At 55.4% G+C, this 12,784-nt stretch carries 13 protein-coding genes; 6 read left to right on the forward strand and 7 right to left on the reverse strand.

Translation table 11 applies throughout. From position 1 onward, the window contains the following. A complete protein-coding gene (gene galE, locus DC3_RS17500; RefSeq protein WP_146886575.1) occupies positions 1 to 1,008 on the reverse strand; it encodes a UDP-glucose 4-epimerase GalE in 1,008 nt (335 codons plus the stop codon). A gap of 119 nt (positions 1,009 to 1,127) precedes the next feature. On the opposite strand from galE, the gene DC3_RS17505 reads away from it, so the two are divergent. Continuing rightward, on the forward strand, positions 1,128 to 1,868 hold the full coding sequence (locus DC3_RS17505) for a hypothetical protein (protein ID WP_146886577.1): 741 nt from the start codon (positions 1,128 to 1,130) through the stop codon (positions 1,866 to 1,868). Between the two features lie 42 nt (positions 1,869 to 1,910). Here DC3_RS17505 and DC3_RS17510 read toward each other — a convergent pair whose 3' ends face one another. From DC3_RS17510 to pyrR, 3 genes are all read right to left on the reverse strand, one after another. Next, the gene (locus DC3_RS17510; protein WP_146886578.1) at positions 1,911 to 3,167 is read right to left on the reverse strand and encodes a dihydroorotase; all 1,257 of its coding nucleotides are present in this window, start codon (positions 3,165 to 3,167) and stop codon (positions 1,911 to 1,913) included. A 72-nt stretch (positions 3,168 to 3,239) separates the two neighbouring features. Further along, a complete protein-coding gene (locus DC3_RS17515; RefSeq protein ID WP_146886580.1) occupies positions 3,240 to 4,163 on the reverse strand; it encodes an aspartate carbamoyltransferase catalytic subunit in 924 nt (307 codons plus the stop codon). After that, positions 4,148 to 4,687: a bifunctional pyr operon transcriptional regulator/uracil phosphoribosyltransferase PyrR gene (gene pyrR / locus DC3_RS17520; RefSeq protein ID WP_146886582.1), complete on the reverse strand. Its 540-nt coding sequence runs from the start codon at positions 4,685 to 4,687 to the stop codon at positions 4,148 to 4,150. Before pyrR ends, DC3_RS17515 begins: the two co-directional genes overlap by 16 nt. Before the next feature lie 436 nt (positions 4,688 to 5,123). Here pyrR and DC3_RS17525 point away from each other — a divergent pair, with 436 nt between their 5' ends. After that, positions 5,124 to 5,654 (forward strand): hypothetical protein, encoded by a 531-nt coding sequence (locus DC3_RS17525; RefSeq protein WP_146886584.1) that lies wholly within the window; start codon positions 5,124 to 5,126, stop codon positions 5,652 to 5,654. 93 nt (positions 5,655 to 5,747) lie between these two features. Further along, a complete protein-coding gene (locus tag DC3_RS17530) occupies positions 5,748 to 6,419 on the forward strand; it encodes a M48 family metallopeptidase (RefSeq protein WP_146886586.1) in 672 nt (223 codons plus the stop codon). Positions 6,420 to 6,475: 56 nt separating this feature from the next. On the opposite strand, the gene DC3_RS29235 is transcribed toward DC3_RS17530, so the two are convergent. After that, complete coding sequence (locus DC3_RS29235; RefSeq protein ID WP_186816101.1) at positions 6,476 to 6,619, reverse strand: hypothetical protein; 144 nt, start codon at positions 6,617 to 6,619, stop codon at positions 6,476 to 6,478. A 145-nt stretch (positions 6,620 to 6,764) separates the two neighbouring features. Further along, entirely contained in the window at positions 6,765 to 7,952 is a 1,188-nt protein-coding gene (locus tag DC3_RS17535; protein WP_186816102.1) for an LCP family protein, read from the reverse strand. Between the two features lie 94 nt (positions 7,953 to 8,046). Here DC3_RS17535 and pstS point away from each other — a divergent pair, with 94 nt between their 5' ends. The 3 genes from pstS to DC3_RS17550 all read left to right on the forward strand — a co-directional run bounded on the left by pstS (position 8,047) and on the right by DC3_RS17550 (position 11,988). Beyond that, a complete protein-coding gene (gene pstS / locus DC3_RS17540; protein WP_146886589.1) occupies positions 8,047 to 9,075 on the forward strand; it encodes a phosphate ABC transporter substrate-binding protein PstS in 1,029 nt (342 codons plus the stop codon). Between the two features lie 336 nt (positions 9,076 to 9,411). Beyond that, the gene (gene ade / locus DC3_RS17545) at positions 9,412 to 11,037 is read left to right on the forward strand and encodes an adenine deaminase (protein WP_246130715.1); all 1,626 of its coding nucleotides are present in this window, start codon (positions 9,412 to 9,414) and stop codon (positions 11,035 to 11,037) included. 75 nt (positions 11,038 to 11,112) lie between these two features. After that, positions 11,113 to 11,988, forward strand: coding sequence for an aldo/keto reductase (locus DC3_RS17550; RefSeq protein WP_146886591.1), 876 nt, complete (start codon positions 11,113 to 11,115; stop codon positions 11,986 to 11,988). Between the two features lie 40 nt (positions 11,989 to 12,028). Here DC3_RS17550 and DC3_RS17555 read toward each other — a convergent pair whose 3' ends face one another. Beyond that, complete coding sequence (locus DC3_RS17555; protein ID WP_146886593.1) at positions 12,029 to 12,781, reverse strand: VC0807 family protein; 753 nt, start codon at positions 12,779 to 12,781, stop codon at positions 12,029 to 12,031. Between the last annotated feature and the right edge of the window lie 3 nt (positions 12,782 to 12,784).

Raw genomic sequence — 12,784 nt, forward strand, 5'->3', positions numbered from 1 at the left:
TCAGAACGTCAACCCGAGAAAAGCTTTTCGTTTTTCAAACCACTTGAGGCCCAGTTCAATGGCGGTTTCCAGACTGCTTTCGGGGTACCAGCCGAGTTCCGTGTTGGCCCGTGCAGGGTTGGCGTACGCTCCGGCCACATCTCCAGGGCGAGGAGGGGCAAGCTCTTTTTTGATGGGATGCCCGATGACATTTTCGAAAGCCTGCACCAGTTCGAAAACCGTGGTGCCGTTTCCGGTCCCGAGGTTGTACACCCGGTACTTTTCAGTGGTGTACTCACTGAAGACCCGGTCAAACTCCAGGACAGCTTTGATATGGGCTTTGGCCAGGTCCCAGACATGAATGTAATCCCGGATTCCCGAACCGTCACGGGTGGGCCATTCGGTGCCCGTGATGTAGAAGTTCTGACGCAGGGTGTGTGCCTCGATGATCTTGTCAAGGGCGTGCGAAACGCGCTCCAGTTGCTGTCCACTGCGCAGTTTGGGGTCTGCACCGATGGGGTTGAAGTACCTCAGGGTGATGGCACGGAAATCATACGCACGGGTGAAATCTTCCAGCGCCAGTTCCATGCAGAGTTTGGTGCGTGAATAAGGACTGCTGGGTTTGAGAGGAGAAGCTTCATCCACAGAAAAGCCTTCCACCACATCATAGAGGGAGGCCGTAGAACTGAAGATCACCCGGTCACAGCCCACCTGCATCAGGGCATCAAAGAGGTCAAGAGATTTCTGCACATTGGCCCGGTAGTACCCCAGCGGGTTTGCGGTGGATTCGGGCACCAGAATCAGTGCAGCACAGTGAATGGTGGCGTAAATGTCCGGGTGGTCTTTGAAAATGCGTTTGATCAGGTCCTGATCTGCAATGTCACCCTGGTAAAAGATCCGGTCCTGCACAAATTCCTGGCGGCCCCGAATCAGGGAGTCCAGCACAATTGGGGTGTGTCCCTGATCGAGCAGTGCCGAGCAGATGGTGCTTCCGATGTATCCTGCGCCTCCAGTGACCAGTACTTTCATATCTTTCACTTCCTTCGTTTCTTTTCGAAGTATAACAGGTCCATCCACAGGTCTCAATCCTGCTGTCCCCTCAGACATCACGCTGTACAAACAAGCTGCTTGTTTATAATGTGAAACTCATGATAGATCCACTCTTGATTCTGTATCGACCCCAGCAATTCTACCGGAAGCTTTTTGAATCCTGGCCGCAATTCGGAAAGCTCATGGCCACCATCGGACTGACCATGCTGGTGTGGGGCGTGTGCCAGTATGTGACCAGCAAACTGCTGATGCACCAGCTCGGTCTGGATCAGGCCTTCCGTGCACCTGAAGGGGTTGCTGCAGGCGCAGGGATTTTTCAGGCCATGTGGATTTTCTTCTGCTGGTTGATGCTTTCAGTGGCGGTGGCACTGGGAGCCACTTTCCATGCCCGCCCCTTCGAAACCACAGGCTACGCGCTTGCTGTCTCCATCCCGGTGGTGCTGGTCTCCATGTTGATACAAATGCTGGTGATCTCTGGCTTACCGGCCATCACACCTGCCGAGATGCAAAGCATTCTCAACCACCAGAATGGAACACTGATCGGCAAACTGGTGATTCACGCGGAAGAACTGTACGTTCGCCATCCTCTGGTGATCACCTCCCAGATCCTGATGCTGGGAACGGTGCTCTGGCAGGTGTGGGTGATTCAGCAGGCCCTGCAGGTCTCTGATGTCCCAACAATGCGCCGCATCGTCTTCAGCACAGTGCTGGCGGTGGTTTTTGGACTGCTGCAATACAATTTCTCTCCACACTGGCGGATTCTGCAGGAGGGTGTTCTCAGGACCATCACCCAGCCTGAATTCCAACAGGTCCCACCAAAGGGTGGATCTGAACTTTAAAAAAAGAACCCCAGATTGGGGTTCTTTTCATTGCATCAAAATTCAGCCCTGAAAGGCCACTCGACCATTCACCAGGGTCAGAACAGGCCATCCGTACAGTTCGTCACCAGCCCAGGGGCTGAATCTGGCCTTGCTCTTGAAGGATTTTGGATCAACCGCCTTGCTGTTTTCCAGATCGAGCAGCACCACGTCTGCCACCGCCCCTTCTTCAAGGCTGGGGACCTCCCAGTTCATGACCCGGGCGCAGCCTGCAGTGAACAGATCGAGCAGTTTCTCCAGGGAGATTTTTCCGGTCTTCACAAAACGGGTGTACATCAGGGGAAAGGCCACTTCGATGCTGGGGATGCCAAACGGAGCTTCCAGCATGTCTTTTTCTTTTTCGGCCTGGGTGTGGGGGGCATGGTCGGTGGCAAGGCAATCCACAGTACCATCCAGCAGGCCTTCAAAAAGGGCTTCTGCATCCTGCTGGGTACGCAGGGGTGGTGCCACTTTGTACATGGCATCAAAGCCACGCAATGCCTCATCGGTGAGGGTCAGGTGGTGGGGGCACACTTCACAGGTGACAGGGGCTCCTGCCTTTTTGCCCTGACGGACAATTTCCAGTGCGCGTGCAGTGGACAGGTGCTGGATGTGCAGTCTGGCCCCGGTCAGGAGGGCAATTTCCACATCGCGGGCCACACGGGCAGCTTCTGCAGCCGCAGGATTTCCAGGCAGGCCCAGTTCCTGAGACACCACCCCTTCATTCATCACCCCGTCCTGACGCAGGGTGGCGTCTTCAGCGTGCACACTCACCAGCAGACCCAGACCACTGGCGTACTCCATGCCCCGGCGCAGCACATTGGCGTTCTCGTTGGTGCGCCCATCATCGGTGAACATGGCTGCACCTGCATCTTTGAGTGCAGCCAGATCTGCCAGGGTCTCCCCTTTCTGGCCCCGGGTGAGGGCAGCAGCAGGCTTCAGGCGGGCAAAACCCAGCCTGTCGGCTTTCTGAATCAGGGAAGTCACAATCCCGGGATCATCCACCACAGGACTGGTGTTGGGCATGCTGACCACCGTGCCATACCCTCCAGCAGCAGCAGCAGCAAGGCCAGAAGCCAGGTCCTCTTTCTGCTCCTGTCCAGGCTCCCGCAGGTGTGCATGGAGTTCAATCAGGGCAGGAGCAACCGTGGCCCCTTTGCCATCGATGGTTTCACTGGCACTTTCACTTAAATTCCAGCCCCTGATTTTGCCGTCTTCAATGAAGAGGCTTTCCAGGGTGTCACTGCCCACACGTTTGATGTTTTTGATTTCCAGCATCATGTTCTCCAACCCCTCTCCTGTCAGGAGAGGAAAGCAATGTGAAACGAGCGCGGTGAGGTCAGCGCGGTGAGGTCATTTCTTCCCGACCAGCAGGTGGTAGAGCACGCTCATGCGGATGGCCTGACCGTATTCGACCTGGGCAATGATCCGGCTGCGTTCACTGTCCGCGAGGCTGCCAGAAATTTCCAGGTCCCGGTTCATGGGGCCAGGGTGCAGCACAATGGCGTGGTCTTTTGCGAGTTCCAGCAAGCGTTCATTCACCTGGTAGGTCAGTGCATATTCACTCATGCTGGGCAGGAAACCACCGTTCATGCGTTCCTGTTGCAGACGCAGGGCCATCACGACATCGGCATCCTTCACGGCTGCCTGCATGTCGTTGGTGAGCTTCACGCGGCCTTTTTGCAGTTCTTTTGGAAGCAGGGTGGCAGGTCCGCACAGGGTCACGTCTGCACCAAGCAGATCGAGCAGTTCTGCATTGCTGCGGGCCACGCGGGAGTGCAGGATGTCCCCGACGATGGTGACTTTGAGGCCTTCGAGCTTGCCAAATTCCTTCAGCATGGTGTAGGCGTCTAAAAGTGCCTGGGTGGGGTGGGCGCGGCGTCCATCTCCAGCGTTGATGGTGGATTTGCCGCTGAACTTCGCCACCTGATGGGCAGCACCTGAGGCGTGGTGGCGCACGATGAAAGCGTCCACCTTGTAGGCGTTCAGGGTTTCGATAGTGTCGCGCAGGGATTCACCTTTGGAAAGGCTGCTGGCTCCAGCAGCGAAGGTGAGCACATCTGCACTCATGCGGCGTGCTGCGAGTTCAAAGCTGGTGCGGGTGCGGGTGGAGTTCTCGAAGAACGCTGTACACACGGTGATGCCCTGCAGTGCTGGGACTTTTTTGACCGGGCGTTCCAGCACTTCTTTCATGACGTCGGCGGTCTCCAGGATGCCCTGAATGCCTTCAACCGTCCAGCCCTGGAAATCCAGCAGGTGTTTTACTCCAGTTCCCATAATTCCACCACATCCTCACCATCGGTTTCGGCAAGTTTGACTTTCACGACCTCGGTTTTGCTGGTCGGCAGGTTTTTTCCCACGTAATCTGCGCGGATGGGCAGTTCGCGGTGTCCTCGGTCCACCATCACGGCAAGCTGGATGCTCTTGGGGCGGCCCAGGTCGGTCAGTGCGTCCAGGGCAGCACGGATGGTGCGGCCCGTGAAGAGCACATCGTCCAGCAGCACGATTTTCTTGGTGCCGATGTCAAAGTTGATTTCGGTCCTGCGGATGATCGGCTGGCGACTGATCTCCGAGAGGTCATCGCGGTAGAGGGTGATGTCCAGTTTGCCGGTGGGCACCTGGATGCCTTCCAGTTCAGCGATTTTCTGGGCCAGTTGTTCGGCCAGCGGAATGCCACGGGTGTGGATGCCCACCAGGGCAAGGTCCGTTGCACCCTTGTTGCGCTCGAGGATCTCGTGGGCGATGCGCGTCATGGCGCGTTTCATTTCGTGAGCATCCAGAATCTGAGCTTTATAGTGCATTTCGCCCTCCGTTGGCACAAAAAAACGCGCCTGGGCTGACTGCCCGGCGTGGTGTAGGGGATGTGTTCACATTGTCCTCCTTTTCGCCTCTCTGGACGATGGCAGCCTCACAGGACTGCATTAAAGGTCAACACAGGATAACACGCCTCTTTGAAACTGAGAAGCCCCTGAATTTAGACTTCTGGTGCAGCAAAAAGCTGGCCTCCGACCCGCATCAAGATGCATGTCTGTGCATTTTTTTACTGATCTGAGTTCAACAATTGTTGATTTGCCTGATCTGCATCAAAGTCCCCTTGACAGGACTTTGTAAGAGTTGAACATTTAGGATACATTTGTACAATCCTGAGGTCAGTCACCTATACAATGGGTGGCCACATCTTGCGTCCCATCATCCAAACCTCATGTTGCAGACATCAGCACCATCCACAGGGGGGATATGTTTTTCAGCCGTAAAGCACCACAGCAAAATGGGTTGCCTGCACACTTTCTGCCCAAGAATTCAAAGCTGCACGATGTGCTCTTCAACCTGCCCGACAGCTGGCAGGTGCGCGAGAACCTGCAGATCGGACACGTGCCAGGTTGCACGGTGGTGGTTTCAGAAACGGGCATCTTTGTGCTGTATCCACAAGACATCAGTGGTGTGATTCTGCACAACCCCCGTTCCCTCATTGTTTCTGAGCAGAACCTCAATCCCCAGTTGCAGATGGCCCAGCAGAGTGCCCAGACCCTGTCTCGCATGCTGAAAGAGCGGGTGCATGCGGTGATGCTCTTCAAACAACTGGTGGAACCTGAGGAATTGAAAGCAAAGGCCCTCAACCCCAACACCAACCGGGAATGGGAAGTGGAAAACGTCAAAGTGGTCACCTGGGAGAGTCTGAAATTGTATTTGCTGACCTTCAGCCGCAAAATCTACACCCCCGAGCAGGTGATCCAACTGAGCCGCAAGATCAAGGAACTCGCTGGTTGATGTCAGTTTTGCCATACACGCTGTCCAGCAGGTCTTTCTGAATCTCTGGACAGCGCCACTTTTCTTCTGCCCAAAAGCCGATAGAATGGGCCCATGACCCGGGCCATCATGTTGCAGGGACAGCGCATCCCCTATGTTCTCAAACGTTCTGCGCGCAAAACCATCGGCCTGAAGGTGGCCAGCGGAAAACTGGAGGTGTCCGTTCCGAAAGCCGTGACCGTCAAATTAGTGGAGCAGATCCTGCAGGAAAAACAGCAGTGGATTCTGCAGAAAGTTCAGGAAACCCACGGGGCCAACTGGGAATTGCAAGACGGACTTTCCGGGTTTGTGGCCGGGCAGCCTGTGACTTTCCGCATTGTGGAAAGAGTAGGCGTGGTCCAGCAGGGCACAGACCTGCTGATCTCTTCTGTGGACCCCAAAGCCGCCCTGAAAAGTTTCCTGATCCGCAAAGGACCTGAACTGCTTGCCTCAAGGGTCCAATTCTGGGCCGAAAAAATCGAAGTGAAACCTGTGAAGCTCCGGGTGACCCGTGCACAGCGTCGCTGGGGCAGCATGAACGCAAAAGGGGTTCTGGCCCTGTCTGTGGGCACTTTGTTGCTGGAACCCGAACTGCTGGATTACGTGATTGTGCACGAGCTGTGTCACCTGCACCACCTGAACCACAGTGCAGAGTACTGGGCGTGTGTGGAGCGCTTTCTGCCCGATTTTGAAAGCCGCCACATGCGGGTCAAACAGCAGGGTGGCATTCTGGGTGGGCTCTTCTGAAAAGAAGAACCTGAAGGTCTTCCTTCAGGTTCTCTGGTGCAGATTTCAGCTCGAAATCAGTGGTGGCCGTGGCTGTGGGTGTGGTCGGTGTCGGTTTCTGCCCGATCTCCCGCCTGCAGGGCCCGCACCAGGCCGAGGGTTCCAAGGTAGCCGCCAAGCAGCACGCCAATGATGGTGATGATCACTTGCCAGGTCGTCATAATTCCTGTTTACTCTAGCACGTCCGGGACATTTGCCTGTGAGCTGTCCCTGAACGGGTTCTTATGGGGATGTTGAGCTAGACAGCAGGTGAGGCTCAGGTGCAGCGTTTCTGCAGATGCAGCACCCCTAAACGTTTCAAAGCCTCTACAAATTGAGCAAAACTTTGTACAGCAAAGGGTACTGGACAGGAAAATCTTCTCCCAGGATGATTCTGGCATGCTCTGTGATCTGCAAATCCTCGGTTGCTGAACCCAGAAAATAATGATCAAGAGCCAACGAATTGAATTCAGACAACTCCAGCAGGGTGTGTGGCTCGTGGTTTGCTCCTGTGGAGATCCCTGTTACCTGCACCCCTCTGGCCGTCAAAAAAGCAGCAAGTTGACGGGCCAGGCCTGGAAGTTCACTGCTGTTGACCACCTCAGCGCTGAAAGGCTGCTTGAACATCGCAGGGAAAAGTTCCATGGCAAACCGGGAACGGTCTGCTTCCAGCAAAGTGGTCCCTGCAACTTCACGCACGGAAAACTGAACCGACTTGATGCGCTTGCTGGAAGCGTAAGGAAAGTATCCCAGCAGTGATCTCACATCAAGATCTGTCTGCGTTCTTTTTAAGAGCTCTCCCAGAGACCCCACCAGGGCCAGAGCATGTTGAGGTTGCTTGACGCGCCCCATCAATTGTCTCAGGGCCTCGCGTTGCCGCTGGGTGCGTCCATAATCGTCCCCGGCACCTTTGCGCACCCTCAGATACAACACGGCCTCCTGCCCTGCAAGGTGGTGGGAACCAGCTGCCAGTTGAAAATTCACACCAGCAGCATGGTCGATCCATTTCATTCCAGGGACTGGAACCTGAACATCCAGCCCTCCCAGCCGATCCACAATCTGGGCAGCCAATTCAGTGTCGATCACAGCATGATGGTGAATGGCAATGCCTGTGAGATCTTGCAGGTCCTGTTTCAGCAAGGGCATGCCTCCCATCCCGTAAGAAGTGTTGATTCTGCGGTTGGTATGCAGGACCCGGATGTCCCTGGGAACACTCACCACCTGCACTGCATTTCCCGGCAAGGTGGTGATCAAGAGCAGGGTATCTGTATGCCCTCCAGAGGTCATGCGTTCTGTCCCAGACGTGCAACGCTGTGCCGGAACAGACACCGAACCTTCCTTGCAATAGGCCACTTCAAGCCCTGCCAGCAGCAAGGTCTGGTTTTCCAGACGGGTGGATTGTGTGGCGATTTCATTGACCACCATCACATAAATCAATCCAGAGAACACCACAAGCAGAAATAGGATCACCCACAAGATGGGCCTACGTTTTTTGCGAGGGATTTCAAATTCCATGTCAACCATTTGATTCATCCTGCTTCGGTAGAATTGCTGTATTCGCTAGAAATGAGTGTACTGCAGAACCAGCTCAGGCAGTAGAATGCACCTGATGAAAACGCTTTACACCATCAGCATCATGCTCCTGTCAGCTGCACATGCCGTTTCGCTGCAGGGTGCGGGTGCCTCCTTCCCCTATCCTCTCTACAGCAAATACTTTGCTGAGTACAAAAAACTCAGAAACATCGAGGTGAATTACCAGAGCATTGGGTCTGGAGGTGGTCAAAGGCAGATCCTGCAGCAGACTGTGGACTTTGGGGCCAGCGATCAGCCAATGAGTGACCGTGATCTCAGGAAGGCCCTTCCGGGCAACAAACTGCTGCACATTCCCACTGCCCTCGGGGCAGTGGTGGTCACCTACAACCTGCCCGGGGTGAAAGCCCGACTCCAATTCGATGGGAAAACCCTCTCCAGCATCTTCATGGGGGACATCCGCCTGTGGAATGATGCAGCCATCGCCAAATTGAACCCTGGAGTGAAGTTGCCTCCCCTGCCCATCTCGGTGGCCAGACGGGCAGACAGCAGTGGGACCACCTACATCTTCACGGACTTTCTCTCCAAAATCAGTCCAGGGTTCCAGAAGAAGGTGGGCCGTTCTCAGGAGCCCAACTGGGGCAACTACACCATCGGTGCAAAGGGAAATGATGGAGTCACTGCGGTGGTGAAACAAACTCCGGGGTCCATTGGCTACGTGGAGTTGCTGTATGCGGAACAGAACCATCTGTCTTACGCCCTGATTGAGAACAGGGCTGGAAAATTCATTGATGCCAGTGCTGGCAGTGTGGCCTCTGCGGCAAAAGACATCAAATTGCCTCCTGATGCGAGAATCAGCATCACCAACAGTCCTTCTCCAAAGGGCTATCCCATCAGTGCCTACACGTATCTGCTGGTCTTTCAGGACCAGTCCTACAACAAACGCACCATAGAGACTGCAAAAACCCTGAAGAACATGCTGAACTGGGTGGTGCAAGATGCCCAGAAGTACAACGAGCCCATGGGTTACGCAAAACTGCCTGCGGATGCCCAGAAACTGGCCCTGAAGATCATCTCCAGCATCAAATTCGGCAGCAAGACCCTTTAAGAATTGCTGTCATCCCGGGTGAAACTCATAACCTGGCGCTGTGATGGCGTGGAGCGATCAGCTTTCAGCCCTCAGCCATCAGCAAAAGAAATCCCAATGCTTTTGCAGCAGGCCAAAAATGGGCCTGTCCTGTGCTGGAGAGAGAAACATCTTTGTATCTGACTGAAGTAAAAGCACACCTGTGTTTTGATGCTGACCGCTGAGCGCTGATGGCTGACAGCTTTCTACAGGAACAATGCCCCATCAACGACTTTGGCGCTCACCCCGGCCATTCCCCCTTTCCAATATGTCTAAACATGTGCATAATGGGACAAATCTCCAGAGGGGGTGGGTGCTGTGGAAGGGTACATCAGGGCTGCATTGGGACAGGAAAACGTCGATCTGCTGATCAGGAATGCCCGCATGGTCAGCGTGCTCACCCGGGAAATTCTGGATGTGGATGTGGCGATTCATCAGGGCCGTTTTGTGGGCTTTGGAGGAGAGTATCAGGCCCAGGAGACCCTTGATGCCCGGGGTGCTTACCTTGCTCCCGGGTTCATTGATGGACATGTCCACATCGAATCCAGCATGCTGGCTCCATCCAGTTTTGCTGCAGCGGTGCTTCCCCACGGAACCACCACCGTCATTGCCGAACCCCATGAGATTGTGAATGTGCTGGGGTTGAAGGGCCAGAGCTGGATGCTTGAAGCAGGCCGGTCTTCAGGGATGCGGGTGCATGTGAGCACCCCTTCTTGTGTTCCTGCCAGTGTGTTTGAAGCAGGATGCACCCATCTGAAGGCAGAGGACATCGCTGAAGCCCTCAGGGAAAAAGGCTCTCTGGGGCTTGCAGAGATGATGAATTACCCGGGCGTCCTGAGTGGAGATGCTGGTGTGTGGTCTGTGCTGGAAGCTGCACGAGGCCACAGAATTGATGGGCATGCCGCTGGGCTCTCAGGCCAGAGGCTGCAGGCCTATGCCAGTGCAGGCATCCATTCCGACCATGAGGCCGTGACCCCGGAGCAGGCCTGGGATCGTCTTCGTGCAGGCATGTGGCTGATGGTCCGGGAAGGCAGTGCTGCCCGCAACCTGAAAGACCTCATGCCCGTGCTCAAGAAAGAGCCCAGACGGGTCATGTGCGTGACAGACGATGTGGATGTCAAGGAACTGCTGGCCCTGGGTCATCTGGACCGGGTCCTGAAGCTGGCTGTCGCAGAAGGTCTGGACCCCATTTATGCCCTCAGTCTGGTGACCTGCAATCCAGCAGAATACTGGGGTCTGCACGATCTGGGGGCCATTGCTCCTGGATACCGGGCTGATTTTGTGCTGCTGGAGGATCTGCAGGACTTCACGGTTCTGGACACCTACGTGGATGGGAAGCCCGCCCAGGCTGGAACCGTGACCCCTGAGCTTCTGGGTGGAGGGGTGAAACTGGGCAAAGGCTGGGACCAGGTCACTTTCCCTGTGGCAGAGCACCATCCAGTGATCGGGGTTCAGGCCACCCAGATTGAAACCCGCAGCCTTGCCTCTGGCAGCAGCGATGGGGTGAAACTGGTGGCCATTGAGCGCCATCTGGGTGAAGAAACGTATGCCAGTGCCTACACATCAGGCATTGGCCTGAAGCGAGGAGCCATCGGGTGCACCATCCAGCATGACGCCCACAATCTGATGGTTGCGGGCGTCAGCGATGACGACATCCGCCTGTGTGCACGGGTGATCGAGGAGATGCAGGGAGGCGTGGCGGTGATTGCTGATGGTGAGGTCAGGGCCAGACTTCCCCTGCCCATTGGAGGCCTGATGAGCCCCCTGCCGCCTCAGGTGGTGGCTGCTCTGCAAGACGAGATCGAGCGTGCTGCCCATGCCCTGGGTTGCGAGCTTCCCCATCCCATCATGACCCTGGCCTTTTTGGGCCTCAGTGTGATTCCATCGCTGAAACTGACCCCTCTGGGTCTCTTTGATGTGGAAAGGTTTGAGTTGATCCAGTAGACTGAGAGAGATCGAACCTGAGTAAGGACTATTCGTACCAAAGTACGACATCTCGGGTTCACTGCTGGAGGCAACATGATCTACCGGAACTTTGGAACAGCAGGCTTTCAGGTCTCCGCTCTGGGATTTGGCGCAGGCCACATCGGCTGGGACCAGCTCGATGAAAACTTCGTGGGCTCACTCCTCAACGAGGTGGTCAATGCTGGCATCACCCTGATAGACACTGCCCGGGGCTACGACCTCTCTGAGGAACGGATTGGGCGGCACCTGTCCTGGCGCAGAGGGGATTTCATCCTCTCAACCAAGGGAGGCTATGGGGTCGAAAACACCCCGGACTGGACCCGTGAAAACATCCACCGGGGGGTGGACCGTGCCCTGAGAACCATGCGCACCGATCACCTCGACATCTTCCACCTGCACTCCTGCCCTCTCGGAACCCTCCAGGACGAAAAGCTGCTGAAGGCCCTGCAGGAAGTCAAAACCCAGGGCAAGGTCCGGGCTGTCGCTTACTCCGGCGAAAACGAGGCCCTGGAATGGGCTGTTCAATCTGGCGTTTTCGACAGCATCCAGTGCAGTGTCAACCCCTTTGACCAGCGGAGCATTCCCCTGCTTTCCACCGCAAAAGACAGGGGCATGGGAGTGATTGCCAAGCGTCCGCTGGGCAACGTCCCCTGGACTTATGCAGAACGACCCACAGGACAGTATGCCGAAGAGTACTGGCTGCGCATGCAGGCCATGGGATACACCCCTCCCATACCCTGGGATGAATTTGCCCTCAGGTTCACCGTGTTCACCGAAGGGGTCAGCAGTGCAATTGTGGGCTCCAGAAACCTGCAAAACATCTTGCGCAACATTGAAATCCTCGAACAGGGACCACTGGGATCAGAGGTTTATCTGGAAATGCGCGAAGTTTTTGAAGCGCACGATCAGGAGTGGATCGGGCAGGTGTAAATCCAAAAGAAATCCCCTGCTTGTCGCAGGGGATTTGAGTTCAATCGGCAGAGTTCGGGGTGGGCTGGGGGTTGTGGTGTTGCTCCAGGGCCTCCCAGAAGTGGTCCTCCATGGGACTGGCTTTTTCCCCAAATTCGTTTTTGCTGTTCCAGGTCACAAAATAGAAGGCCAGACCGTAAGAGATCAGGTTCATGACAATGCTGATGGGGCGCATGGCCGCATCCACCCCCGCCTTCTGGGCATTGAATTCCTTGGTCCCGAAGTCCGCAATCACGTTTTTGTAATTCATGATGAAGTTGATGGCACCGTTGAGCAGGGCCTCCACCATGATGATGATCGTCCCGGTGATCACAGCCTTCTGGATGGCAGAGGAAGCCACAAACTTCTGGTAGAGGGCTTTCTTGGCATCATTGTCGGGGTTGAGGATCATCTTCATCAGTTCGCCAAAGAAAGGGCGGTTCATGGCCAGTGAAATGGCCGCAATGATGAAGATGACGATGTGGGCGTAAGAGTCACGCAGTGCAAATTTCCAGCCATCCACCTGCAGAAAAGCCAGTGCACCGTTCAGGAGGGCACTTGCAGCAGCCACGATGGTGTAGGGATTGATGACACGGGTGCGGTAAAAATCAATCAGGATATATGCGGTCGGAATCAGGGCAGCCACAATGTAGGCGTTGCGGGCACCCCACTGTTCAGAAAAAGAAAAGCCTGTTTTGAACAGGTTGTCACTCAAGAGCATCAGGGGGATGGCCAGAGTGAAGATGAGGTCAACGACGATCTTAGGTACTTTCACGTA

Source organism: Deinococcus cellulosilyticus NBRC 106333 = KACC 11606, assembly GCF_007990775.1.
GTDB lineage: Bacteria > Deinococcota > Deinococci > Deinococcales > Deinococcaceae > Deinococcus_C > Deinococcus_C cellulosilyticus.

What these genes read in the sequence shown, in the direction of transcription:
- DC3_RS17505 (WP_146886577.1), top strand. Translation starts at nt 1,128, where the DNA reads ATGATAGATCCACTCTTGATTCTGTATCGACCCCAGCAATTCTACCGG.
- DC3_RS17550 (WP_146886591.1), top strand. Translation starts at nt 11,113, where the DNA reads ATGATCTACCGGAACTTTGGAACAGCAGGCTTTCAGGTCTCCGCTCTG.
- DC3_RS17535 (WP_186816102.1), bottom strand. Translation starts at nt 7,952, where the DNA reads ATGGAATTTGAAATCCCTCGCAAAAAACGTAGGCCCATCTTGTGGGTG.
- DC3_RS17510 (WP_146886578.1), bottom strand. Translation starts at nt 3,167, where the DNA reads ATGATGCTGGAAATCAAAAACATCAAACGTGTGGGCAGTGACACCCTG.
- galE (WP_146886575.1), bottom strand. Translation starts at nt 1,008, where the DNA reads ATGAAAGTACTGGTCACTGGAGGCGCAGGATACATCGGAAGCACCATC.
- DC3_RS17525 (WP_146886584.1), top strand. Translation starts at nt 5,124, where the DNA reads ATGTTTTTCAGCCGTAAAGCACCACAGCAAAATGGGTTGCCTGCACAC.
- DC3_RS17515 (WP_146886580.1), bottom strand. Translation starts at nt 4,163, where the DNA reads ATGGGAACTGGAGTAAAACACCTGCTGGATTTCCAGGGCTGGACGGTT.
- pyrR (WP_146886582.1), bottom strand. Translation starts at nt 4,687, where the DNA reads ATGCACTATAAAGCTCAGATTCTGGATGCTCACGAAATGAAACGCGCC.
- DC3_RS29235 (WP_186816101.1), bottom strand. Translation starts at nt 6,619, where the DNA reads ATGACGACCTGGCAAGTGATCATCACCATCATTGGCGTGCTGCTTGGC.
- pstS (WP_146886589.1), top strand. Translation starts at nt 8,047, where the DNA reads ATGAAAACGCTTTACACCATCAGCATCATGCTCCTGTCAGCTGCACAT.
- DC3_RS17530 (WP_146886586.1), top strand. Translation starts at nt 5,748, where the DNA reads ATGACCCGGGCCATCATGTTGCAGGGACAGCGCATCCCCTATGTTCTC.